The organism is Eubacteriaceae bacterium ES3, assembly GCA_030586155.1.
Lineage (GTDB): Bacteria > Bacillota > Clostridia > Eubacteriales > Eubacteriaceae > Acetobacterium.
In genome coordinates this window covers 605,808-630,086 of the sequence record CP130741.1, presented here as the reverse complement: position 1 = coordinate 630,086, position 24,279 = coordinate 605,808, and the positions used below count along the sequence as shown (strand labels likewise).

Sequence of the window (24,279 nt, the reverse complement as noted above, 5' to 3'; positions counted from 1 at the left end):
ATATGTTAATGGTAAGAGCTATTATTCGACCTGAAAAAGCTGGAGTTATTTTATCGGAAATGTTGGATGCTGGTTTCCCGGCTGTTACAAAACTGGATGTTTACGGACGTGGTAAACAAAAAGGAATTAAAGTGGGTGAAGTTCATTATGACGAAATCCCCAAAGTAATGCTTTTAACAATTATTGAAGATGCTGATAAAGATGATCTGGTTCGCGTAATTCTTAAAAATGCCAAAACCGGCGAAGCAGGAACTTTTGGAGATGGACGTATCTTTGTTTCTCCAGTTGAAGAGGCTTATACAATCAGTACAGGAAAAGCAGGACTTTAAGGTCTTGTGAAGGAGGAACCAGATGAAAGAAGTTATGGCTATTATTAGACAGAACAAGGTTAATCAGACTAAAGAAGCCCTGGTTGCCGAAGGTTTTCCCGCATTCACCTGTTTAAAAGTCCTTGGTCGAGGAAAAAAATCCATCGATTTATCCTTAGTCAACGACATTGTCGCATCAGGTGAGATGCCATTATCAGATGTTAGTGAATCTATGACCGAGTCCTCTCGGCTCATCTCAAAAAGATTCTTTACATTAATTGTCGAAGATAATGATGTGGATCAGGTTGTATCCATCATTATGGATGCAAATACCACTGGTAATCCGGGAGATGGCAAAATTTTTGTTCTCCCAATCGATGAATCAATCCGAGTGCGTAGCGGCGAACAGCATGCTGATGCATTTTAGAAAGAGGTGATTTAATTGGATTCAAGAGAAAAAGTATTAGATAAATATAGTTCTAAAGTATATAAAAATAGAAAAGACCATGTCATTACTATTCAAGAAGGCGAACCTAATGTAATTGCTGCCGATACAAGAACGCTTCCTGGTATCATGACTAACCGAGGCTGCTGCTACGCCGGTGCCAAAGGGGTTGTTATCGGACCACTTAAAGATGTTCTAACCATTACTCATGGTCCTATCGGTTGTGGTTTCTACAGCTGGGGAACTCGTCGTAATAAAGCAAAAGGTGATGAAGACACAAAATCCTTCCTGGAGTACTGCTTATCAACCGATATGCAGGAAACCGACATCGTATTCGGTGGCGAGAAAAAACTCCGACAGGCAATTAAAGAAGCGGTAGAAATTTTTGATCCCGAATGTATCGCAATTGCCTCAACCTGTCCGGTTGGACTAATCGGTGATGATATTCACGCGATTGCTTCGGAAGCAGAAAAAGAATACGGGATTACCGTTATGGCATTTAGCTGCGAGGGTTACAAAGGGGTTAGCCAATCTGGCGGCCATCATATTGCCAATAACGGTTTAATGAAAAAAGTCATTGGTACCGGTGATGCAGCACCTGTAAAATACTCCATCAACTTACTTGGTGAGTACAATATCGGTGGTGACGGCTGGGAAGTTGAACGTTTATTAAAACGAATCGGCTACAATGTTATCTCTATCATGACTGGTGACGGATCTTACGCAACCCTTAAAAACGCACATACTGCCGACTTGAATCTTGTTCAATGTCACCGTTCTATTAACTACATCGCTGAAATGATGAAAACAAAATATGGGACTGACTGGATGAAAGTTAACTTTATCGGTATTGACACAACTAAAAAATCACTCCGTGATGTTGCCAAATACTTCAACGATCCGGAGCTGATAAAACGAACTGAAGAAGTTATTGCTGAAGAAGAATCATCAATTGCTCAAGGGATTGCCGCTTGTAAAGAAAAACTTACAGGTAAAAAAGCCGCCATCTACGTTGGGGGTTCACGAAGCCACCACTACATCAATCTGCTAAATAGTTTAGGTGTGGACACTGTTTTAGCCGGCTATGAATTTGCTCACCGTGATGACTATGAAGGTCGTGAAGTTATTCCAACCATTAAACAAGACGCTGATTCTAAAAACATTGAAAGTATTACTGTATCAAAAGACGAAAGCTACTATAAAGAACGTTTAACTGAAGAAGAACTGGAAGCCCTGCGGGCTGATGGTATTCCAATGGAAGAATACAACGGTATGTGGGAAGATATTATGGATGGCGCAGTTATCACTGATGACTACAACCATTTCGAAACTGAACAATTTATTAAAGAACTTGGCATTGACATCTTCTTCTCAGGTATCAAAGACAAATACGTAATTACACGAATGGGTGTTCCTTCTCGACAGTTACATTCATATGACTACTCTGGTCCTTATGCCGGATTCAAGGGTGCTCTCAATTTTGCCAACGATGTAAGCATGGCTACACATATTCCAGCCTGGGATATGCTGACTGCCCCATGGAAAAAAACACCAACATTGAACGGCAGCTTAGGAGGTAACGAATAATGTTAAATTTCACAACTAAAGAAGTCGCAGATCGTAAAGCCCTGCGAATCAACCCGGCAAAGACATGTCAACCGGTTGGAGCAATGTATGCTGCTCTAGGTGTTTATGGCTGTATGCCCCACAGCCATGGTTCACAGGGATGCTGCTCATACCATCGAACCTTCCTGACCAGACATTTCAAAGATCCAGCAATCGCTGCATCAAGCTCATTTACCGAAGGTGCTTCAGTTTTCGGTGGTGGTTCCAACTTAAAAACAGCAATGCGAAATATTTTCGACATCTATGACCCAAAAATTATCGCTGTTCACACCACTTGCCTGAGTGAAACCATTGGTGATGACTTAAATGCTTATATCACTGATTATGAAAGCAAAATTCCCGAAGGAAGATTTGTTGTTCATACAAATACTCCAAGCTATGTCGGTTCACATATCACTGGTTATTCTAACATGATTGCCGGATTTATTAAATACCTTTCTGAAAATACCGGCGAAAAAAATGGCAAAATGGCATTAATCCCTGGCTTTGTTAATCCTGGTGATATGCGTGAAATGAAAAGAATTGCCACACTGATGGGTGTTGACTACACGATGCTTCCAGATACCAGCGGTGTTATGGATGCTCCAATGGGAAATCATTATGAAATGTATCCTAAAGGCGGAACAACTGTTGAAGAAATTCAAGATTTAGGTAACTGCGAAATGTCACTGGCCTTAGGCGAAATTGCTTGTGAAATGCCAGCTGATGTTTTAGAAAAACAATGTAAAGTGGCTTATCAAACTCTGCCACTGCCAATAGGTGTAGAATATACTGATAAATACATTATGGCTTTGAATGAATTCTCAAAAACTGAAGTTCCTTACGCGCTTGAAGAAGAACGTGGCCAGCTGATGGATATCATGCTGGATTCAAACCAATATTCAAATGGCAAAACTTGTGCTATCTACGGAGATCCCGATACTGTACTTGGTATCACTCAACTTGCCTGTGAAATTGGAATGATTCCAAAATATGTTATTACCGGAACGCCTGGATCGCTGTTTGAAAAACGAGCTAATGCAATCCTGGAAAAATTTGGGATTGAAGGTTCTACCGTTAAAGCAAACTCTGACCTCTTTGAAATGCACCAGTGGATCAAAAATGAACCTGTTGATGTATTAATCGGTGGCAGCTACGGAAAAGCAATTGCCCGTGCCGAAGATATTCCACTGGTTCGTGCTGGATTCCCAATCCTTGACCGTTATGTACACTCTTATATGCCAATTGTTGGATATAAAGGAGCAATGCGACTAATCGAACTGATTCTGACAGCTATTATGGATCGTATGGATCGCGATGCTGCTGAAGAAGATTTCGAAGTCGTTATGTAATACCCTGAATTTAAAATTTAAACTGCTCAACTCTTACGCCGGTAAATTACCTCTAGTTTCTTTTATTCCTAATTTATCTAAATTTTCCGGCGCTTCTACCTCAGGGAGGATTTCCTCCCTGTTTTTATTAAATAAGGAGGCTAAAATGAAAACTGCCAATGATATATTACCAGAAAGATCACAGTCCATTCGTTCAACTGGCTGCAGTGGCGATGGCAGTGGTATCAAATGCGAATCTGAGAGCGTCTCCGGAGCTATCAGCCAGCGCGCCTGTGTTTACTGTGGCGCTCGAGTCGTTCTCAATCCCATTACAGACGCATTTCATATTGTCCATGGTCCAATTGGCTGTGCCAGTTATACCTGGGATATCAGAGGAAGCCTCTCAAGCGGTGAAGAAGGCTATCGAAACAGCTACTCCACCGACCTTCGCGAAAAGGACGTAATTTTCGGTGGAGAAAAGAAACTGGCGGCCGCGATCGACGAAGTGATGGAAGTTCACTCACCAAAAGTTATCTTTATTTATGCTACTTGTATTGTCGGCGTTATTGGTGATGATGTGGATGCGGTTTGTCGTCTGGCCTCAGAGAAGTACAATATCAAAGTTATTCCCGTTAAATCTTCAGGCTTCTCCGGAACCAAAAAAACTGGTTATAAAATGGCCTGTAACGCCATTATGGATCTGATTACACCAGAAGAACCACTGGAAAAAGTTGATGGGGTTAATATTTTAGGAGATTTTAACCTGGCCGGTGAAATGTGGATTATGAAATCTTATCTAAGACGCATCGGTGTTAATGTGGTTTCTCACTTCACTGGTGATGCCTCGGTTGATAACCTGCGTGAAGCACCAAAAGCTAAACTCAATCTGGTTCAGTGTGCCGGATCAATGACCTACCTGGCAAAAAAACTGGAAGAAGAATATGATATTCCTTTTATAAAAGTCTCTTTCTTCGGCGTAACTGACACCTCTGATTCGATCATGCGAATCGCTTATGCTACCGGAGATCCTGACGTGATTAGACGAGCAAAAGAGTTTACCAAAGAAGAAGAGCATCGTGTCCTTCCCTTACTTGAAAAATACAAGAAAAATTTGGGCGGAAAAAAAGCCTCTATCTATGTAGGTGGTGGATTCAAAGCTATTTCACTAATCAGACAGTTTAATGAATTTGGGATGAAAACTGTCATGGTCGGTTCCCAAACGGGTAGCAAAGATGACTATGAATTAATCGGTAACCTGGTTGAGGAAGACGCTGTTATTCTTGATGATGCCAACCCCGCAGAGCTTGAAAAATTCATGCGTGAAAAAGGTGCTGATATCCTGGTTGGTGGCGTAAAAGAAAGACCCCTTGCCTATAAATTGGGCGTAGCCTTCTGTGATCACAACCATGAACGAAAGCATCCTTTAGCCGGCTATGAGGGCGCACTTAACTTCGCCTCAGAAATCAACCTTTCGATGAACAGCCCGGTTTGGAGTACAATTGGAGGTGCTGAAGATGTCTAAAAATCTTGTTAATTTAAATGTTAATCCCTGTAAAATGTGTATGCCAATGGGCGCTGCCAATGCCTTCTATGGTATTAAAAAATGTATGAACCTGCTCCACGGCTCACAGGGCTGCTCTACCTATATCAGACGTCATATGGCTACTCATTATAATGAACCAGTCGATATTGCGTCTTCCTCTTTAACTGAAGAAGGAACCGTATACGGTGGCGAGAAAAACTTGAAGCTGGGACTTGAAAATCTGATTAAAATCTATGGTCCGGAAGTCATTGGTGTTTCGACCACCTGTCTGGCAGAAACCATTGGCGAAGACGTTGCTTTTATTATTCAGCAGTTCTATCAGGAACATCCTGAGTATCAGGATGTGACCATTATCCCAGTTCAAACAGCCGGTTATGGCGGTACTCAGTTCGAAGGCTATATGGCTACTATAAAATCCATTGTCAAGAATGTCCCGATGGATACCACGCCAAATAACAAGATTAATGTCATCACGTCAATGATCTCTCCTGCTGATACCCGATACCTGAAAGATCTGTTTGCAGCCTTTGGGCTTGATATCATTTTACTGCCTGATCTTTCAGAAAACCTGGATGGCATTCACCAACCCGACTATGATCGCTTACCTGCTAACGGAACCAGCATTGAAGACATTAAAAAAATGGGCGGAGCCAGACATACTCTGGAAATCTCCAACAGTATTCGCCCTGAATTTTCCGCAGGCGTTTATTTAAATGAAAAATTTGGGATTCCCTATCAGCGCTTAAACCTGCCAATAGGTCTTAAAAATACTGATACCCTGATTAAAACTCTTTCCAAAATTTCCGGGAAAGAGATTCCAGAGGCCATCAAGAAAGCCCGCGGCCGTTTCCTGGATGGGATGGTTGACTCCCATAAATACAATGCCGAAGGTCGAGTTGTTATTTTTGGTGAACCGGACTTTGTGATGGCAGCTGTTGAACTTTGTTGTGAAAATGGCATTATGCCAGTCGTTACAGCAACCGGCTCAAACGTACCGGAGCTTGAAATGCACATTAAACCGATTATTCAAAAACTGGCGGACCGCCTGTTTATTGAAGAATTTGTTATCTTAAATGATGTTGACTTTGAAACCATCGAATCTGAAGCCCTTCGACTCGAAGCAAACATGATGTTAGGGAATTCTGATGCCCGTCGAATCGAAGAAAAAACCGGAATTCCCCTAATACGAACAGCATTCCCGATTCATGATCAGATTGGTGGTCAAAGAATTCGCACCCTTGGATATGACGGATCGATGAATCTACTGGATAAAATGACCAACACCGTTCTTAAAAAAGTTGAAGGCGGTTTTAGAGCTCACTTGTACAATAAGTATTATGAAGAAGGTCCTAAAACTAAATATGGACTGGAATCCCCTGCAGAAGCTGAGGCTCCTGAAGAGAAAGATGCTAAAGAAAAAGAGGTAAATGTAGAGATGACTAATAAAGCGATGACTTTAGAAGAAAAAACAGCAAACCACCCTTGTTTTAACTGTGGCGCTTCACAGAAGAATTCCCGAATGCATCTTCCTATTGCCCCTAAGTGTAATATACAATGTAACTACTGCGTCAGAAAATATGATTGTATGAACGAAAGTCGACCTGGTGTTACTACTGCTGTATTATCGCCTGAAGAAGCTTTTGCTAAATATAAACAGGTTAAAGAGAAAGTTGAAAATTTGACTGTTATCGGTGTTGCCGGACCTGGTGATGCCCTGGCTAATTTTTCCGAGACGAAAAAAGCTTTAGAACTAATCCATGAGGATGATCCTAATATTACCTTCTGTGTCTCAACCAACGGACTGATGCTTCCCTACCATGCTAAGGAGCTGGCAGACTTAAATGTCTCTCATGTTACTGTCACTGTCAATGCAGTTGACCCTTCCATTGGAGCCAAAATCTATAAATTTGTTAATTTCATGGGCAAACATTATACCGGCGAAGCTGCTGCTTCCATTCTTCTGGCCAATCAGCTAGCCGGCATCAAACAACTGGTTGACCTGGGTGTGGTCGTTAAAATCAATACCGTTACTTTAAAAGGCATCAATGATGGTCATATTGAGGAAGTCGTTAAGACCATGCGCGATTTGGGCTGCTATATTTCCAATATCATGCCACTGATTCCGGTTAAAGGCAGTGCCTTTGAAAACCTGGAAATGGCCAGCAATATTGAAATTACTGAAATTCGCGACCGATGCGGCCTTCATTTAAAACAGATGTACCACTGTAAACAGTGTCGGGCTGATGCCATCGGAAAACTTGATGAAGATTTATCGATTGAATTCAGACAAATCAAAGAAGAACCCGCTAAAATTGAAGCTAAAGAAAAACCATTAAGATTTGCAACTGTTTCCAAAAGTGGTATCCTTGTTGATCAGCATTTTGGGCAGGCTACTGAACTTTATATTTACGACTATGCTGAAGATGCCGTCGCTTTCAAAGAAAAGCGAACCGTGAAAAAATACTGCGAAGGCGTTGAAAACTGTGACGATAAAGAAGATAAGATTGATAAAATTTTAAAAGAACTTGAGGACTGCGATGGAGTAATCTCCATGCGAATTGGTGAAGGACCTTCATCTCGGCTTGAAAAAAAGGGAATTAAAGTATTTTCAACCTATGACCGTATTGAAGATGCCGTTAAGACAGCGGCTGATTCATTAATAAAAGTATCAGGAGGAATCTAACAATGGTATCACCTAAACATCACATTTTTGTATGTACAAGCTCACGAATTAATGGTACGCAACAAGGTTACTGCTATCAGCAGAAGGGCGTTAGTATCGTCCAGGCATTTCTGGAAGAAATTGATGATCGGGAATTATCCGGCGATGTTATGATTAACAATACTGGTTGCTTCGGTATCTGTGATAAAGGACCAATCGTGGTTATTTATCCCGAAGGTGTCTGGTACGGTAATGTATCACCCGATGATGTAGAAAGAATTATGGATGAACATATTGAAGGAGGCACCCCCGTCGAAGACCTCCTGATTTAAACAGGAAGAGGTATATTATGATTACCATTATCGATCGGACCATGGGTCATGTAAATAGTTTTCACGCAGATCGTGAATCACTTTATACATTTATTATCAGTCTGTTTAAAAGCGGGGTCACTCATATTGAGGCGGCCCCTGTCCTTTTTTATCGGGTTTTTCCTGAGACTTATAAAGATTTCAGCGCTCTAGCAGCTAAGAAGTCCTGTCTCTTAAGCATTGATGAAAACCATCAATTTTTGATGACGGAAAACCTTTATCTGCCCTTGGATAAATCCCTCAATGACCTTCCAGATTCCAATACTCCCTGTCGTTTGACAGGAATCAGTGATTTAATGGATACTGACCGGTTTGGTGATTATTTAGCACATTTTGAGGACTTTCCTAAGAATTTAAACTTTTCTCCGGAAAACACCCTTCATTGTGCTACGGCTTTAAGTATGGAATGGTTTGCCCAAGGCGGACAAAGTATCAGTGTCAGTTTTACCGGAATTGGCTCCATGGCGCCGCTGGAAGAAGTTTTGATGGGCCTGACTTATCATTTTCCTGATAGCTTTACCGGGGATTTATCAGCCCTTCAAACTGCTAAGTCAGCTTTTCTTGAGTTCTCGAGGGAGGTTATACCAGCTAATAAACCTGTTCTTGGCGAAAGAATTTTTAAGGTTGAGTCCGGTATTCATGTCGACGGTATCCTTAAAAATCCATCTATCTATGAGCCCTTTGATCCTCAAATTGTTGGACAACAGCGGGAAATTGTTTTAGGCAAACATTCTGGCCAAAAGTCAATTACTCATAAATTGAAAGATTATCAGCTTTCTGATTTATGTTTAAAAAAGATTCTTTCAACCATCAAAGAACAATGCACACACCTGGGACGTAATCTCTCAGATCTGGAACTGGCAACACTCGTTATGGAGGTACAAAATGATTAACAAATATATAGTCGATACCACCCTCAGAGATGGTGAGCAAACCCCGGGACTGGCTTTTACCCATAATGAAAAGGTAGCTATTGCTAAATCTCTCGATCAGATGGGGGTCTCCCGAATTGAAGCCGGAACTCCAGCTATGGGCAAGGAAGAATGCCAAAGCTTTGAACGAATTAAATCAATCTGCAATCATTCAAAAATAATTGGCTGGAATCGGATGAAGATGGGTGATATTGAAGCTTCAATCAGTTGTGGTGCTGATATTATCCATGTCTGTGCTCCTGCTTCTGATCTTTTAATTACCGAAAAGTTAGGAAAAACAAGAGATCGTATTCTTGATGAATTGACTCAGTGTGCTGACCGGATTCGGTCAGCTAAAAAAGAATTTACCCTGGGCCTTGAAGATGCCTCACGTGCTGATGCCTCTTTCGTTAAAACATTGATTAAAAAGGGTATCGAATTGGGTGCTACAACCTTGAGGTTCTCTGATACTGTGGGTATTCTGACGCCACGATTATGTAAGGAAGCCATTGCCGCTTTACCAGAAAAAATCAATATTGAAATCCATATGCATAACGATTTGGGCATGGCTGTCGCTAATTCAATTCAAGGGCTGAAGAGTGGGGCAACTTACGCTGACTGCACCCTGTTTGGGATTGGTGAACGGGCCGGCAATTGCAACCTGGAGCATCTGCTGACTGCCGGCGCCCCACATTTTAATTTTGGTATTGATCGTAATGAGCTTAAATGGCATCAGTCAATGCTTCATGCTACTATATTTAAACAATAAAAAAACAGGCTAAGCCTGTTTTTTATTCTCCAAAACCATTGTTGACCAGGGCTGCCAGGGTCTCAACGGCAATCATTTCATCGTTCCCTTCAGCGGTAATTAAGAGGTTCATCCCTTTCTCTACCATCATTGAAACAACACTAATCACCGATTTAGCATTGCCATGCCGTTCCTCATCCCCCATCCTGGTAATCAGAATTTCTGAATTAAACTGGCTGGCAATTCGACAGAATTCAGCGGCGGGCCTGGCATGTAAACCAGACTCATTAATAATCTTCACTTCTTTGCGATGCATTGTAACCTCCATCCTTTCCTGAACTTCTTATCTGAAAACAGTCGCCTGTCTTTAATATCGGTTTTTTAACCCCTTTAAGCTCAATCCAGCCAGGATTTAAAGTCTCTGTTCTGCCACTAAAAGAGAAAGTACAATGGCCCAGATTCTTAAGCGTATTATTTGCCGCACTCCCTACCGCTGTGACCAGATAAATTTGATCGCCAAAAATGACCGAATCACCCTTCTCCACATTTTTTTCAAGGCTTTCAATAGTGTGCAGAACAGTAATTTCCTGAACTGCCACAGGAGCATCTTCGTTGAATACCACCAGTAATCCCGACTTAAGCAGATCTTTTACCATTTTGCCAATCGCAGTTATCCTCGTATTATAATACATTTTCCCCTATTATCCTTTCCAGACAACTCTTATCAGTTTATAACAGACCATAAAGCCATAACGAAATAAACAATACGATCAGAACAGCCCCAGGACCCGTTAATAGTCTGGCGATCAGGACAGCTTTTTGGCCAATTTCCCGGTCGTTTTCATCAGCTTCACCCAATGTCAGTACATCGGATATCAAATCACAGCCAGCCTGGGCATTTACTGCAAATAAAGCCGGTAATGCCAAGTATACAGGAACCGCCCCCAGCGCAATGCCAATCCCAATCAGCACTGATAAAAGCTGGCCGACCAAAGCATTTGACCCAATTTTCGCTGATATAAGCGGAATAGAACAAATAAAAGCCAAAATCAGCAAGCCTGGCACACTGGCAAGATATGGAAAAAGGTACTCTTTCATCAAATCCCCCAATCCAGTGTACATAACTGCACCGGCAATCAAAGCAAAAAACAGCATGAAGGGAATAATATCGCGAATCGCACTATCAACAGCGTCCTTGCCGGCATCTATAACAATGTCTGTTAATGAAGCCCTCTGAACTTTAATTCTCGGTTTCCGCTCCTTTTTTGTATCCGCTTCAAAAGTCACTTCTTCCGCTTCAGTTACAACTTCCTCCAACTTATTTGAAACTACCGGTTCAGGAAGCTCTATATCAAATATTTCCAAACTGTCTACCCGAAAAACATTATCTGGTGTCACCCCTGAAACATAGTTCTCTTTGGTCATAAATTCTTTAAAGGGTCCGGACTGCCCGACAGCAACCAGATTAATCGTTGGAATTTCTTTTTTGGGATAAAGGCCACAACGAAGCATTCCACCACAGTCAATCACCACACAAGCGGTTTCTTCATCCGTAACCGCTTCGTTATAACCATCTACAGCGACAGCTCCGGTCAGCTGGGCAATTTTTAAAGTAACTTCATCAATCCCGCCGCCAGTAATCGATACTATTTTATCCTTCTCTTCGTTCGGTTCGATCAGAAGAGGACCACCCCAACCGTTCTTACCTTTTTCGATAAATACCGTTGAATACATACTACACCTCTTTATTTTTATGATATCTCGTCATAATCTCAACGATAATCCTGGTTATCAGACTTCGAAACAGCATCACGATCAATCCTGTCACGAAATAGGCAATCGCCAGAAAAGAGATATCATAACCGGCCATATAAACACCAGTTCCAATCCCCAGAAAAATAAACAGCTGCCGCCTGTTTGCACTGGGAAACAGCCCTGTTGCAGGATGTGAAAAAGAAACAGCTGCATCTAAAAAAGCTGCTTTCTGCCTGTTTTTCAATAGCGCTGCTGCGCCTAAAAAACCAGGAGTCCCCAACAAAATGACTGAAAAGATTGGAAATAAAGTCCATCTGCTCAGGACATTACTACTTAATAACAAAAGCAGTTTTTCGATCCTTTCCTGACCTAATAAGTTTCTAAAAACATTGACCAGCATAATTAAAAGAAGAATCACTGGTAAAAACTTCTCAAGATACATCAGGAGAAATTCTGCACCTTCCTGAAATAGTCCATAATATTTTTCACCAGCATCTGCCAGAAGATTCATATTTTAAGCTCCTTCCACTTCTTTTTCCATTTCATTCAATAAAGAATGAAAGCTAAGACGCTTAGAGTCTTCAATTTTCTTAAGTCTCTTTTCGTTGATTGCCATTATCTTTTGCTTCTGAATCCGCTGCTCTAGTGCTTCAACTGCTTGGAGCAGTGCGCCTTTACGGTAAAAAAGATCGGCTAACTTTGTATAATTAACTTTGAGTTTTTCAGCTCGGCGATTAAGTAAAAAATCCTCATAAATTGCTAGTTCCCGTAGTTCATCCAGTGAATAACTGTCATATATTGTAAGTTTTTCAAAGGGTTGCCATATTTTTATCCCTGCCAGTCTTCTGCACCCGACTATCCGATTCGACTTTTTATCCACTGCCAGAATTATGATCGTTGCATTGCCAGGAAATGGAATGCCATTTTGATGACCGATTCCCAGTACTACCTCTTTATTATAAAGTTCTTTCAAAGCTTGATGATAATTTTCAACCTGCCGCTTCGAAAGATATGCTAGAATTATTAATATTGATATAAACAATAGCATCAGATAAACCAAATTTTACCTCCAGCTTTCGTCCTGTTATTATTCTCATTATAATACATTTATTCACTTTTAGCCATTCTCTTTTAAAATGATTCAATGGTCATCTATTTTATCCCCCTACTGCCAACTATTAAACGAACTGACTAACAGTCATAAAACATAAAAGTGCATCGAAACACACGTTTTCGATGCACTTTTTAAACTTTTTATATTTATGATGCTGATACTGTCACTTCAGCAGTCTGACTACTGCCGTTTCTTAAAAAGGTCACTGTGACCGATTCACCGGGATCTTTTCCGTAAAGGATTTCTTTCATTTTAAGCATAGTGTTAGTTTCCACACCATCAATAGAGAGAATAATATCCCCTTGTTGCAGACCAGCTTCAGCAGCTCCATAGCCCTGTTGAATAGAGGCGATGTAAATGCCCTCATCAAAGTCATCTCCAGCATCCGTCAGATAATAATCGGCAATTGCCCGGTCGTAGCCGGTAATACCGATTACTGTCGGAGTAAAGGTACCAGTTGCTACAATCTCATTGAGGATAGGTTTTAAAATATTGATCGGAATCGCAAATCCCATTCCTTCGCCAGAGCTGAGTTTATAGGTATTAATCCCAATTACTTTTCCGTTTTTATTGACCAGGGGACCACCACTATTTCCTTCGTTAATAGAGGCGTCAGTCTGAATCAGGTCTTCAGCCAAACCGTTATCCAGTGGAATGCTTCGATTAAGTGCTGAAACAATCCCGGAGGTAACTGTCCGTTCAAAATTTAAACCCATGGGATTCCCAACTGCAACAGCCAACTCGCCCACAGAAATATCATCAGAATCACCTAATTCCAACACCGGTAAATCTTTGGCATCAATTTTAATAATTGCCATATCGAGAACTGAATCTGACCAAATCAGATCGCCCTCATAAGTACTGCCATCATCAAGAGAAACGGTGATTGTACTTCCCCCTTCGACAACATGGTGATTTGTTGCAATATATCCATCACTTGTTAAAATAAAACCCGAACCGACACTGGTGCCTTCAGCCGCTCCCATTACTGTCATCGTCGTAACGGTGGTTTCTATACCCACCACCGACTGGGGAACTACCTGAGCTACAGCTTCTACCACTGAATCCGCATTGGAATCACTGACAACAATCTGCTGAGTAGCACCTTCAACTACCGTATCAGCACTGCCATTTAGGGTAAAAAAAGCCAAAAAAGCACCACCTACGATTAGTCCGCCAATAATTGCACCGATTATTCCGACCAGAAAGAGACTTACTTTCGATTGTTTGGGGATTTTTAAATCATCATTCATTGTTCCACCTCAAATTTTTTTTGAAGTCTTTACAATTTAATTATTTCACTCACGCAACTTCGCTTGGCAACCGCTAAACAAATATCCTTTTGAGGGTTAATCCCTGCTTCCGATAGAATTCGCGAGGTTGTTTCATAGGCCAGCAAAGGAAAATTGTTTTCCTGACTCAGATGTGCCAGTAAAACAGTTTCGGTTCCATTCTCAACCAGTGTTTTCACGAGATTCCCGGCTACTTCATTAGATAAATGTCCAAAGTCACTTTTTATCCTCTGCTTTAGATAGAAAGGATAAGCACCAGCTTCCAGCATACCCAGATCGTGATTGGACTCAATCACGGTAAGCTTGCATCCCATCAATGCTTCAATCATCTGTTCTGTAACAACGCCGGTATCCGTTGCAATACCCATTTGGCAAGTACCGTCATCAATTACAAAACCACATGATTCAGCTGCATCATGAGAGGTTTTAAAAGGCCTGATCTGCAGTTCTTCAATGTTCAGGTCCTCACCGGATTCAAAAGTCTTTCGATTATTCTCAGCAATTTTCCCCAGACTTTCACCCATTGCCTCCCAGGTTTTTGTGGTCGCATAAACAGGCAAATCAAAACGCCGCGATAAAACACCAATCCCATGAATATGATCCCGGTGTTCATGGGTCACCAGAATCCCTTTTAATTTTTTGGGGTCTTCCTCGATGGCTTTCATTGCATTCTGAATCTTTATGCCACTCATTCCTGCATCAATCAGCAAGCTCGTTTGCCCGTGTGAAACAAATAAACTGTTTCCAGAACTTCCGCTATATAAGCTACAAAATTTCAATCATTTCTCCCTTGTTTATTGACTCAATGGTTAAAGTTTCTTTGTTAAACCGGGATCTGATTGCTTCCTTATCCTATCGAAGCATACTTAAAGATGACTTAACGGAACTTTATCCGATTTAAGAAATAACTATCCGAAAAACTCTTACAGAGCTATACGGCGAATCACGGCGCCCAGACTGCGCATATTTTCCTGAAGTTTTTCATAACCACGATCTATATGAACAATATCGGTAACCTTCGTTTCCCCGTCAGCCACCAGGCCAGCCAATACCATAGCTGCTCCAGCCCGCAAATCTGTGGCCTTAATTTTGGTTGCCGATAATTCTTTCACCCCATTAATCGTCGCTGTCCGACCATTAATTGAGATATTTGCCCCCATTCTACGCAGTTCATCCACATATTTAAAACGACTTTCAAAAATACTTTCAGTAATAGTACTGGTACCCTCAGCAATGGTCATTAAAACTGCCATCGGCTGCTGGAGGTCAGTTGGAAAACCTGGATAGGGCATTGTTTTTACATTACAGGCCTTCAGTGGCTTGGTTCTTGCCACCCGAATACCATTATCTTCTTCCGTTACCGAAACACCCATTTCCGTCAGTTTCGCTGTAATTGCTTCCATATGTTTAGGTATAATGTTTCTGATTAGTACATTACCGCCGGTCGCTGCTGCCGCCATCATATAAGTCCCAGTTGTAATCTGATCGGGAATTACCGAATATTCACAACCATGCATGGACTCCACACCAACAATTTTGATCACATCAGTTCCTGCCCCCTTGATATTGGCACCCATTAAGTTTAAAAAGTTGGCTACATCAACAATATGGGGTTCTTTAGCGGCATTCTCAATAATGGTTTTACCCTCAGCCCGACAGGCAGCCAACATAATATTGATGGTTGCCCCCACACTTACCACATCCAAAAAAATATGTGCACCCTTCAGCTGTGGTGCATCAAGTTTTGCCTGTCCATGTTCAATGACAACTTCAGCCCCAAGAGCTTCAAAGCCTTTAATATGCTGATCAATTGGCCGATCTCCAATATTACAACCTCCTGGAAGCGGTACAATAGCTTTTTTATAACGACCTAGTAAAGCGCCCATTAAATAATATGAAGCTCGCATCTGGCCTGTTTCTTCTTCATATTCTGAGACATCATATGAAATCGGTTTGGCTGTATTAATAATAACTGTATCTTCTTCTCTATATATATCTGCACCCAGTTTTTCCAGAATATCCACCATTTTGTTGACATCCTTAATATCCGGTACATTTTCAATCTTACTTGAGCAGGCACAGAGAACAGCTGCTGGAATGATTCCCAGAACCGCATTTTTTGCACCCGAAATTGAGACTTCTCCGCAAAGCGGATTGCCTCCTTCTATAATAAAAGCATCCATTTATACTTACCTTTCACAAAAAAAAGTTTGCAATATCAATTGCTTATTATAACATATATAGGCAGATTATCAAGCAAACTCTTGCCTTTCCCCCATTTATTTGTAAATTCTTAAGCTTAAGGCTATCATGAACTTATAGCAAAAATTATTCTATGTGCTATAATAAAAAGATGAATTAAAAATTCATTTTGTAATATTAAAATATAGAGGTATCCATGAACCATTTTAAATTTGTTCTCAATCATGATGACCTGGGGGTTACTCCTCTGGAAAATATTTTCATCAATCATTATATGCCCTCAGCCCGGGGAGACTATGTTAAAGTCTATTTATATGGGCTTAAACGCTGCTATAACAGCAAATTGTCATCAATATCAAATACTGAAATTGCAAAAGATCTGAGACTGCTGGAAACGGATGTGAAGCGGGCATGGGATTATTGGGCTGAAGAAGGAATAATCAGTATTGATTACATTGGTACTTCAGATGCCAATATCTGCTTTTTAAATATTACCGGCACCTATCTCTATAAAAATAAGCCAATAGAAACACCTGCTAAAGATAGTACTGCCCTTAATGAAATGGAAAAGCGAATTCAGCAGATGTACGATAAAATTCAGGATATGTATGAGAGCCGATCGGTTTCAAAGGCCGAAATGCTGATGTTCAAGCACTGGTTACAGAATTATAACTTTACTCCAGAAGCCGTCATTTTAATTGTTGAATATTCCATAAATATGATCAACAACAAGGAAAAAAGTTTTACTCCCGCCCAAGTTAAAAATTATCTGGAAAAAGTTGCGGAAAGCTTCTATGGTTCGGGCGTTCGCGACCATCTTGATGTGGAAAAACATATCGAAAAGTTGCGGACACGCCGAAAAAATTATTATGAAATTTTGAATCTGTTGGGACTCAGAAGAAATCCCATGGCCTCAGAGCAGGCTATTATGGACCGCTGGCTTACAGCATTTCCCATGGAAATAATCAAAGAAGCGCTTTCGCGCAGCAATCAGCCGAATCTCAAATATATTGATGGAATTCTCAAAAAGTGGCAGGATAAAGGTTTTACAACGCTTGAAGCTGTGCAGAGCGAAACACGACCGTCCACCCGAAAGGAAACAAGCATGGATCCGATCAGCGAATCACGAAAACAGGCATATGTCGATATGAGCCCGGAATATGCCGTAGATTTATGGGATGAACTGGAGATTAGTGATGAAAACTAACAGAAAAGCCAATGCCCTTTTATTAAGCCGACAACGTGCCTACTACAACCAAAGACGACTGAAGCAGGAACATAATGAAGAAAAATACCCAGAACTAAACGAACTCCATCAGCAGTTAAATAGTCTGGGGATCAGATTAATGAAAGAAACCGCTACACAAAATCCTGAAATGGTCGAAACAATCAGGAAGGAAATGACGCTTACCGATACTCGCATTCAAACCTATCTGAAAGACCATAAAATTGAACCACTTTCTGAGTATTACTGCCCATTGTGTAAAGATAAAGGTTTTATAAACCACCATATTTGTCAGTGTCTTGCCGACTGTATTTTAGAAACCAGTTCTTTAGAAAGCGATTTTAAGAATGCTGCTCTTAATCAGCGTTTTGATTGCTTCGATTTAAAACTCTATTCAGAAGAAGCACTTAAAGAAGGCGGACTAAGTCCTCGCCAAAACGCCAAGAAAATTTTTGACAGCATGACCTGGTATAGTGATAATTTCTCACGAATAAAAACCAGCCTGCTATTTACCGGACCACCTGGAATTGGAAAAACCTTCACTTCCAATTGTATAACCAATGCTCTAATGGAAAAGGGCTACAGTATCATTTATATCACTGCTGCCCATCTGGTTGCAACAGTTCAAGACCAGCTATTTCGTGATAAAAAAAGCCAACTGGAGGTTTTTAAACCCTTTTCCTTGTGCGACCTTTTAATTATTGATGATCTGGGCGCTGAACATTTATCTGACTACGGTCAGAAACAGCTTTATGAGGTTATCGACGGACGACTGAATAATCAGCAGAATATGATTATTTCCACTAATCTCTCAGTCGAAAAAATCAGAGAAATTTATGATGAACGCCTATCTTCAAGAATTACTGGTAATTTTACCGTTTATCCCTTTATCGGAGACGATATCCGTCTGCTTAAAAAACGAGGTGCCCGCTAAAATCCGTAAATCCGCCTGAGTTCTTCTGAATACTCTCCATCATCATTATAAACTATCAGGGGCGGATTAACCACAAGACCAGGTTTTCCGCTCTTTCTTCCCTCAATCAAAACAAGATTTGCTTCCTTGTCAATTTTTGTATGGACCATCTGTAATTGTTTCACCTCTAATCCATACTGTCGCATCAAGAAAAAAATATCATTCAATCGTTCTGGTCGGTGTACCAGGTACAAACGGCCATGATCTTTTAATACCCGCTTACTGGTCACAATCACATCCTCAAGTGTACAGGCTACTTCATGCCTGGAAATCGTCTTTGTTTGCCGCTCATTCTTCAGACCTCCGCTGCCACGCATATAGGGCGGATTACTGACCACTACATCATAAGTATTTGGTAAAATACCTTCATTGATGTTTTTGAGATCTCCCTGAATAATTCTAATTTGTTCACAAAGACCATTGAATTTGATACTACGCTGTGCCATTTCAACCAGGGCTGCCTGAATCTCCAGTCCATCAATCAGACAATTTTGAGATTTTCCATAGATCAGTAATGGTATAATCCCAGTACCTGTTCCAAGATCAAGTATTTTTAGATTTTTTTTTATTTCCTTTGTTGAAAACCATGATAAAAGTACCGCATCCATACCAAAACAAAAAAAATCCGGATTCTGAATAATTTTTAGCCCTTTTAACCCCAAGTCTTCAAGTCGCTCATTTTTGTAGTTATCCACAGTAATTTTCTCCTAATTCCACACCTTTTTGAAGATTTCCCCAGTTTTTTGCCGACTTTATCCACATACCTCTTCGATTTGTGCACAGATTGTGGATAAAATTGCTTTCTTTAGCCTTAAGTCCACTCTTAACAGGCTTTTAACATCTATAACATTTTTTAACATTTGTGGATAAACGCTAAAGGATTTATCCACAAATTCACAGGTTCTTATTTTAATAAATTTTATCCATACTCAACAGCCTAAAAACCTACAACTGCTCAATTATATTACAAATTATTTACTGTTGATAAATCTTTTCCAAACCTTTGTTACATTTTCCTTTTAACTCAGCATTTTCTTTGCTATAATATTAATTTGTAAAGGTGTTTTAGTATCATATCACATTTTTGCCGTAATTTAAATTTTCTACGTATTAATTATATAGGTGTAAAGCGATGGAAAAAAAGACAATTGATGTCAGCCTCCAGAATGAAAAACTGAATAATATCCTTCATAAGAAACAGGATCTGGAAGCTACCATCGAAGATTATGAAAAAAGAATCGATGAAAAAATATCTTCCCTGGTTGCTGATGGCTTTATTCCAGAAAAAGGTCATGTTTCTGAAAATATCATTGAACTTGAGGAATCAGCTCCTGTCGTTCAGCCCATTATTGAACAGGAGCAGGAAGATGTTTTCGCAAATATTGATTTGACCGATGATGCCGCTCTTGACCAGGCTGTTTTGAAATCCAAACCAGTCTCTTATCTGCCCGAAAGCTCCCAAGAGCCCAGCTTTAACGAAAGTCTGATCTTTTCTGTCTCCGATGATGAAGATCTCAATCCTGAAATCCTGCCAGAAAATGAACATGCAGAAGTCAATTTTGCTCTCGAAGAACCAACAACAGAGGTAACAGCCGCTCCTGCAGAACAGGCTTCTGTTACTCTGACCGAAGCAGAATCTTCGAATGAACAATCAGAAAAGCTTCTTGAGCCGGAACAGGAGCAGACAGAAAACTCCGAAATTTTTGAAACAGAAAAGCCTAAGCAGAATCGAAAAGTCAAAGAAAAAAGAACGGACTCCAATCCATTACTACAACCTAAAATTCAGGATATCCTTTTACCTGCTGTTCTATTCATTTTAGGAATTGTTGCCTGTTCCGTCTATTTTATTGGCTTCTCAAGCAACTTCAGTTTTATAGATTACAGTATTTTGTTTATTCTACTGACCTGCTTAATCTTTACCATTGCCCTGCCATACAGTGCCAGTATCTTTTTTATGGTATTTATCACCGTAGGGTACGGCCTATTTATCATCTTTTCAACCCTCTATATCAAGATACCGCTAGCGGCATATCAATTCGGATGGTTCTTACTGATTCCGCTGACTCTGACCGGTAGTGCCCTATTGGTTAAACGCATCCGGGAAGTATTTCTCTTTAAGAAAGAACTGGAAAACCAGATTTCTTCTTATGACAGTATGGAAAGCAGTCCCGGACTTACTGCTGAAAAGGCTTATTACAAGGACCTCAAACAAGCCATGGAACGGGCTTCAAAGAATGAAACAGTGCTGGTATTGGAACTACTGGCGATTCCCCATCTTAGTACCTTGCGTTCCATCAACGGTTCAAGATTGTGGGACGAAATCCTTTTTAAAACCCTGAAAATCATCAAAAGGCACTGCTATAGTTCACACCTGATTTATATCCTGGAAGGTAATGTATTCAGCATTATTATGGAAAATACTTCCGGTAAAAACCAGGCGTTAATCAACCAGGAAATTCAAAATGAATTTAAGCAACTGCTCGTCTCCTATGACAGCATTGATGATGACAGCGGCGTTGAGCTGAAAATTATTTCTGTTCCGTATTCCCGCGAAATCAGTAACCCCTTTGATTATCGGGCCCTTCTATTCAAACATCTGGAACAATAAAAGATGGTTATATCAACCATCTTTTTTTGTATAAAAAAATGAGTCTAATGGCTGTGATATACCCCCTGTCAGGTAGACAGGGGCATATCAGTCCATCAAACTCAATTCTATGTTGTGAAGCCTTAAGGATAAACGATATAGGCTTCCAGATTTTGTCGACCAAACTGAATACACTGTTCGTATGTATCCATATAGATATCAATAATTCCTGCTGTAACAGCGCCACCCCGGTCTTCAACCGTGAAGGTCGTATTGAGCGCTGGAATATACACTTTTGTCCCAAAAGGTAGTCCGCTCCAGGCAGCAATCGTATGATTAGCCGTCGGCATTACACCTGATGCAGTGGCATTTCCTGTCGCGGTGTAAGCAGTACAGTTTAAGGTCATTTTCACTGCCTCTTCAGGGATTCCCGCTGCAGAACCCATATTATCGGCAGGTGTTTCTTCTACTGCTGCCGGTTTTTCAGCTGTCTGGGTCTTATCTTCAGTAACCACTGGCGCAACTGTTTCCGGAACAGCCTCCGAAGCTACATCATCTGAAACAACAACATCTGGAGTAGCTTCAACAACTTTGGTTCCGAATTCAACAATTTCATCGACCGCTTCTTTGGTAACGATCTCCGAGGTAGTTACGCGTAAAACTTCTTCATTATTTTCATACAAAACACGTTCTACAACCGATTTAGTACCATTCTCGCCTTGCTGAACCACTTGTCTTGCTCCCTGTTCCAGGTTTTCATTTTCCAGTTCAACCGTTTTGTAAGGAACACTCAGGGTTTCAGGCAGCTCTCCGACTTCGACGCGAATCACATCTACTTCTGAGACGTCTGATAATGACTCATCCTTTGAAGGTTCAACCCGATCCAGGTCCGCAAGCGTAATCCCCTGTTCTTCGAGCAAGTCAGCCACTGTTTGGGCGCCAGTGTCATAAAAAATCACGCGACCGTCCACTCTCAGTTTTCCGGTATTTTTTCGTGTTACTTCAATTTCATCAACAGCCACCAGAAAAGTATCGGAATCGACATTTAAAGTGTAGTCATCCGTAACTTCAATACCATGGTTTTCAAGAACACTGCCAACATTTTCGAAAAGTTTTCCGCTAATGACAGTTTCCTGTTCATCAACAGAAATGGTTACTTCTTTAGCCAGTACAAAGGTCCCTGTTACCCCAATTAGACTGGTTGTCAGGATACCAGTTGTTAGGGCTTTAAGTACCATTTTCCCGGTATTACTAAATTTATTAAAATTCTCTCTCATTCAACCTCCATCAGCACGTAAGGCTGATTTTTGTTACATTTTGTTTACAAATAGAATTTTACCTGATTCCCGACAATCTGTCAAGAATTCTTTTGTCAACCTTAACTTTTTCAAATATTTTAATTGACAAACGTTTACTGATCAAATAGAATTTAAGTAATTAAATCTTTAAACCGTTGAAGCGGAGATAAAATCAGGAAGAGCACTTACAGAGAGTAAAGAATGCTGAGATCTTTACAGAACGCCCCCTGGTAAATGGACCGCTGAGGGCATGGTCAAAGACTTTTGTCGAGTATTCCATGACGTCACAACTACGTCAGTGTTGAGGAATATGATAGTATTCTTAATGAGGCAGATCATTCTGCGAAAAAAGGTGGCACCACGAGCGTATCTCGTCCTTTAAGTTTCTTAAAGGACGAGTTTTTTATTTACCAAAATTTGCCACTTGTTCAACTTTTTAGTCTTATATCGCCCTGATTTAAACGATTTAAATGCACTCCCATTAAAAATTCAAAACCAGAAAGGATTAGACTGATGAAAATTCCCTACAAAATTTACTTAAGTGAAGATGAGATGCCCAAACAATGGTTCAACCTACGTGCCCAGATGAAAGAATTGCCTGAACCATTTGTGAACCCTGCAACTGGTGAATACTGCACAAAAGAAGAATTACTTCCAGTATTTTGTGAAGAGCTGGTCGATCAGGAGCTTAATGTAACCGATACCTATATCGATATCCCGGAAGAAATTCAGAACTATTACCGGATGTATCGTCCCTCCCCACTGGTCCGTGCCTATAATCTGGAAAAAGAACTGGATACTCCAGCTGAAATCTATTTTAAATATGAAGGTACCAATACCTCCGGTTCACATAAGCTAAATTCAGCAGTCGCGCAGGCTTACTATGCAAAAAAACAGGGATTAACCTGTCTAACCACAGAAACCGGTGCCGGTCAATGGGGGACCGCATTATCAATGGCTTGCGCTTATTTCGGACTGGACCTGTCAGTTTACATGGTTAAAGTTTCTGCTGAACAAAAACCTCACCGTAAAGCTGTCATGGAAACTTACGGCGCCAAAGTTATCGCCTCACCTTCTAATACGACTGAAGCCGGTCGTAAAATTCTGGCTGAAACCCCTGATACCAACGGCTCATTAGGGTGCGCCATTAGCGAAGCTATCGAAGTAGCCGTAACCACCGAAAACTGCAAGTATGTCCTGGGGAGTGTCTTGAACCATGTCGGTATTCATCAATCCGTCATCGGAATGGAAACCAAGCTGGCCTGTGACAAATACGACATCAAACCAGACATGATCATTGGCTGTGCCGGTGGTGGCTCCAATTTATTAGGTCTGATTGCGCCCTTTATGGCCGATAAAATCAATGGTAAAAACGACATCGAATTTACGGCGGTTGAACCCTCCTCCTGTCCATCACTGACCCGTGGAAAATACGCCCTTGATTTTGGCGATACCGGCCGAACCACTCCGCTCATCCGGATGTATACTTTGGGCAGTGGTTTTATGCCTTCACCAAATCACGCTGGTGGCCTAAGATACCATGGAATGAGTCCAATCATATCAAAACTCTATCATGATGGCTATATCAATGCTAAATCCTATGCTCAGAAAGAAGTTTTTGATGCGGCAGTTGCTTTCACCCGAGTTGAAGGAATCCTACCCGCGCCAGAATCCTCTCACGCCATCAAGGCAGCTATGGATGCGGCTCTGGAATGCAAGAGAACCGGCGAAAAGAAAACCATTATTTTCGGATTAACTGGAACCGGATATTTCGATATGACAGCTTATATGAATTACAATGCCGGGAATATGACCGACCACATTCCAACTGATGAAGAACTTCAAATCGGATTTGATTCACTCCCAAAAATCGATTAAATAAAAAAGGGACGATTCTGAATTTTTCAGA

General features: G+C 40.9%; 23 protein-coding genes. 13 read left to right on the top strand and 10 right to left on the bottom strand.

Annotated features, from left to right (window positions below):
• Positions 1 to 2 precede the first annotated feature (2 nt).
• From Q5O24_02805 to Q5O24_02765, 9 genes are all read left to right on the top strand, one after another.
• Positions 3 to 329, top strand: coding sequence for a P-II family nitrogen regulator (locus tag Q5O24_02805; GenBank protein WKY48279.1), 327 nt, complete (start codon positions 3 to 5; stop codon positions 327 to 329).
• Positions 330 to 351: 22 nt separating this feature from the next.
• A complete protein-coding gene (locus tag Q5O24_02800) occupies positions 352 to 735 on the top strand; it encodes a P-II family nitrogen regulator (GenBank protein ID WKY48278.1) in 384 nt (127 codons plus the stop codon).
• Positions 736 to 750: 15 nt separating this feature from the next.
• Positions 751 to 2,340 carry a nitrogenase molybdenum-iron protein alpha chain gene (gene nifD / locus Q5O24_02795; protein ID WKY48277.1) on the top strand — a complete coding sequence of 530 codons (1,590 nt, stop codon included), beginning with the start codon at positions 751 to 753 and terminating at the stop codon, positions 2,338 to 2,340.
• Complete coding sequence (gene nifK / locus Q5O24_02790; GenBank protein ID WKY48276.1) at positions 2,340 to 3,710, top strand: nitrogenase molybdenum-iron protein subunit beta; 1,371 nt, start codon at positions 2,340 to 2,342, stop codon at positions 3,708 to 3,710. The genes nifD and nifK overlap by 1 nt, the downstream gene beginning before the upstream one ends.
• 145 nt (positions 3,711 to 3,855) lie before the next feature.
• Entirely contained in the window at positions 3,856 to 5,211 is a 1,356-nt protein-coding gene (gene nifE, locus Q5O24_02785; protein ID WKY48275.1) for a nitrogenase iron-molybdenum cofactor biosynthesis protein NifE, read from the top strand.
• The gene (gene nifB, locus Q5O24_02780; GenBank protein WKY48274.1) at positions 5,204 to 7,915 is read left to right on the top strand and encodes a nitrogenase cofactor biosynthesis protein NifB; all 2,712 of its coding nucleotides are present in this window, start codon (positions 5,204 to 5,206) and stop codon (positions 7,913 to 7,915) included. The genes nifE and nifB overlap by 8 nt, the downstream gene beginning before the upstream one ends.
• A 2-nt stretch (positions 7,916 to 7,917) precedes the next feature.
• A complete protein-coding gene (locus Q5O24_02775) occupies positions 7,918 to 8,226 on the top strand; it encodes a 2Fe-2S ferredoxin (protein ID WKY48273.1) in 309 nt (102 codons plus the stop codon).
• Positions 8,227 to 8,243: 17 nt separating this feature from the next.
• On the top strand, positions 8,244 to 9,158 hold the full coding sequence (locus tag Q5O24_02770) for a hypothetical protein (protein WKY48272.1): 915 nt from the start codon (positions 8,244 to 8,246) through the stop codon (positions 9,156 to 9,158).
• The gene (locus Q5O24_02765) at positions 9,151 to 9,945 is read left to right on the top strand and encodes a homocitrate synthase (GenBank protein ID WKY48271.1); all 795 of its coding nucleotides are present in this window, start codon (positions 9,151 to 9,153) and stop codon (positions 9,943 to 9,945) included. Before Q5O24_02770 ends, Q5O24_02765 begins: the two co-directional genes overlap by 8 nt.
• A gap of 22 nt (positions 9,946 to 9,967) precedes the next feature.
• Here Q5O24_02765 and Q5O24_02760 read toward each other — a convergent pair whose 3' ends face one another.
• From Q5O24_02760 to Q5O24_02725, 8 genes are all read right to left on the bottom strand, one after another.
• The gene (locus Q5O24_02760; GenBank protein ID WKY48270.1) at positions 9,968 to 10,240 is read right to left on the bottom strand and encodes an HPr family phosphocarrier protein; all 273 of its coding nucleotides are present in this window, start codon (positions 10,238 to 10,240) and stop codon (positions 9,968 to 9,970) included.
• Entirely contained in the window at positions 10,212 to 10,616 is a 405-nt protein-coding gene (locus Q5O24_02755) for a PTS glucitol/sorbitol transporter subunit IIA (protein WKY48269.1), read from the bottom strand. Before Q5O24_02755 ends, Q5O24_02760 begins: the two co-directional genes overlap by 29 nt.
• A 37-nt stretch (positions 10,617 to 10,653) precedes the next feature.
• Positions 10,654 to 11,658 (bottom strand): PTS sorbitol transporter subunit IIB, encoded by a 1,005-nt coding sequence (locus tag Q5O24_02750; GenBank protein WKY48268.1) that lies wholly within the window; start codon positions 11,656 to 11,658, stop codon positions 10,654 to 10,656.
• A gap of 1 nt (position 11,659) precedes the next feature.
• A complete protein-coding gene (locus tag Q5O24_02745; GenBank protein ID WKY48267.1) occupies positions 11,660 to 12,190 on the bottom strand; it encodes a PTS glucitol/sorbitol transporter subunit IIC in 531 nt (176 codons plus the stop codon).
• Between the two features lie 3 nt (positions 12,191 to 12,193).
• Positions 12,194 to 12,739 (bottom strand): transcriptional regulator GutM, encoded by a 546-nt coding sequence (locus tag Q5O24_02740; GenBank protein WKY48266.1) that lies wholly within the window; start codon positions 12,737 to 12,739, stop codon positions 12,194 to 12,196.
• A gap of 200 nt (positions 12,740 to 12,939) precedes the next feature.
• The gene (locus tag Q5O24_02735; protein WKY48265.1) at positions 12,940 to 14,046 is read right to left on the bottom strand and encodes a trypsin-like peptidase domain-containing protein; all 1,107 of its coding nucleotides are present in this window, start codon (positions 14,044 to 14,046) and stop codon (positions 12,940 to 12,942) included.
• A gap of 29 nt (positions 14,047 to 14,075) precedes the next feature.
• Positions 14,076 to 14,864, bottom strand: coding sequence for an MBL fold metallo-hydrolase (locus Q5O24_02730; GenBank protein WKY48264.1), 789 nt, complete (start codon positions 14,862 to 14,864; stop codon positions 14,076 to 14,078).
• A gap of 144 nt (positions 14,865 to 15,008) precedes the next feature.
• Complete coding sequence (locus tag Q5O24_02725; GenBank protein WKY48263.1) at positions 15,009 to 16,268, bottom strand: UDP-N-acetylglucosamine 1-carboxyvinyltransferase; 1,260 nt, start codon at positions 16,266 to 16,268, stop codon at positions 15,009 to 15,011.
• A gap of 215 nt (positions 16,269 to 16,483) precedes the next feature.
• On the opposite strand from Q5O24_02725, the gene Q5O24_02720 reads away from it, so the two are divergent.
• Together Q5O24_02720 and Q5O24_02715 are read left to right on the top strand one after the other, a co-directional pair.
• Entirely contained in the window at positions 16,484 to 17,494 is a 1,011-nt protein-coding gene (locus Q5O24_02720; protein ID WKY48262.1) for a DnaD domain protein, read from the top strand.
• Positions 17,484 to 18,446, top strand: a complete 963-nt coding sequence (locus tag Q5O24_02715) for an ATP-binding protein (GenBank protein ID WKY48261.1) — start codon at positions 17,484 to 17,486, stop codon at positions 18,444 to 18,446. Before Q5O24_02720 ends, Q5O24_02715 begins: the two co-directional genes overlap by 11 nt.
• Here Q5O24_02715 and Q5O24_02710 read toward each other — a convergent pair.
• On the bottom strand, positions 18,443 to 19,180 hold the full coding sequence (locus Q5O24_02710) for a tRNA1(Val) (adenine(37)-N6)-methyltransferase (GenBank protein ID WKY48260.1): 738 nt from the start codon (positions 19,178 to 19,180) through the stop codon (positions 18,443 to 18,445). The two genes, Q5O24_02715 and Q5O24_02710, sit on opposite strands and share 4 nt — an antisense overlap.
• A 437-nt stretch (positions 19,181 to 19,617) precedes the next feature.
• On the opposite strand from Q5O24_02710, the gene Q5O24_02705 reads away from it, so the two are divergent.
• A complete protein-coding gene (locus Q5O24_02705; GenBank protein ID WKY48259.1) occupies positions 19,618 to 21,093 on the top strand; it encodes a diguanylate cyclase in 1,476 nt (491 codons plus the stop codon).
• Positions 21,094 to 21,215: 122 nt separating this feature from the next.
• On the opposite strand, the gene Q5O24_02700 is transcribed toward Q5O24_02705, so the two are convergent.
• Positions 21,216 to 22,349 (bottom strand): G5 domain-containing protein, encoded by a 1,134-nt coding sequence (locus Q5O24_02700; GenBank protein ID WKY48258.1) that lies wholly within the window; start codon positions 22,347 to 22,349, stop codon positions 21,216 to 21,218.
• Positions 22,350 to 22,880: 531 nt separating this feature from the next.
• Between Q5O24_02700 and Q5O24_02695 the strand changes: the two genes are divergently transcribed.
• Complete coding sequence (locus Q5O24_02695) at positions 22,881 to 24,248, top strand: TrpB-like pyridoxal phosphate-dependent enzyme (GenBank protein ID WKY49198.1); 1,368 nt, start codon at positions 22,881 to 22,883, stop codon at positions 24,246 to 24,248.
• Positions 24,249 to 24,279: the final 31 nt, after the last annotated feature.

What these genes read in the sequence shown, in the direction of transcription:
- Q5O24_02805 (WKY48279.1), top strand. Translation starts at nt 3, where the DNA reads ATGTTAATGGTAAGAGCTATTATTCGACCTGAAAAAGCTGGAGTTATT.
- Q5O24_02800 (WKY48278.1), top strand. Translation starts at nt 352, where the DNA reads ATGAAAGAAGTTATGGCTATTATTAGACAGAACAAGGTTAATCAGACT.
- nifK (WKY48276.1), top strand. Translation starts at nt 2,340, where the DNA reads ATGTTAAATTTCACAACTAAAGAAGTCGCAGATCGTAAAGCCCTGCGA.
- nifE (WKY48275.1), top strand. Translation starts at nt 3,856, where the DNA reads ATGAAAACTGCCAATGATATATTACCAGAAAGATCACAGTCCATTCGT.
- nifB (WKY48274.1), top strand. Translation starts at nt 5,204, where the DNA reads ATGTCTAAAAATCTTGTTAATTTAAATGTTAATCCCTGTAAAATGTGT.
- Q5O24_02775 (WKY48273.1), top strand. Translation starts at nt 7,918, where the DNA reads ATGGTATCACCTAAACATCACATTTTTGTATGTACAAGCTCACGAATT.
- Q5O24_02770 (WKY48272.1), top strand. Translation starts at nt 8,244, where the DNA reads ATGATTACCATTATCGATCGGACCATGGGTCATGTAAATAGTTTTCAC.
- Q5O24_02765 (WKY48271.1), top strand. Translation starts at nt 9,151, where the DNA reads ATGATTAACAAATATATAGTCGATACCACCCTCAGAGATGGTGAGCAA.
- Q5O24_02760 (WKY48270.1), bottom strand. Translation starts at nt 10,240, where the DNA reads ATGCATCGCAAAGAAGTGAAGATTATTAATGAGTCTGGTTTACATGCC.
- Q5O24_02755 (WKY48269.1), bottom strand. Translation starts at nt 10,616, where the DNA reads ATGTATTATAATACGAGGATAACTGCGATTGGCAAAATGGTAAAAGAT.
- Q5O24_02750 (WKY48268.1), bottom strand. Translation starts at nt 11,658, where the DNA reads ATGTATTCAACGGTATTTATCGAAAAAGGTAAGAACGGTTGGGGTGGT.
- Q5O24_02745 (WKY48267.1), bottom strand. Translation starts at nt 12,190, where the DNA reads ATGAATCTTCTGGCAGATGCTGGTGAAAAATATTATGGACTATTTCAG.
- Q5O24_02735 (WKY48265.1), bottom strand. Translation starts at nt 14,046, where the DNA reads ATGAATGATGATTTAAAAATCCCCAAACAATCGAAAGTAAGTCTCTTT.
- Q5O24_02725 (WKY48263.1), bottom strand. Translation starts at nt 16,268, where the DNA reads ATGGATGCTTTTATTATAGAAGGAGGCAATCCGCTTTGCGGAGAAGTC.
- Q5O24_02720 (WKY48262.1), top strand. Translation starts at nt 16,484, where the DNA reads ATGAACCATTTTAAATTTGTTCTCAATCATGATGACCTGGGGGTTACT.
- Q5O24_02715 (WKY48261.1), top strand. Translation starts at nt 17,484, where the DNA reads ATGAAAACTAACAGAAAAGCCAATGCCCTTTTATTAAGCCGACAACGT.
- Q5O24_02705 (WKY48259.1), top strand. Translation starts at nt 19,618, where the DNA reads ATGGAAAAAAAGACAATTGATGTCAGCCTCCAGAATGAAAAACTGAAT.
- Q5O24_02700 (WKY48258.1), bottom strand. Translation starts at nt 22,349, where the DNA reads ATGAGAGAGAATTTTAATAAATTTAGTAATACCGGGAAAATGGTACTT.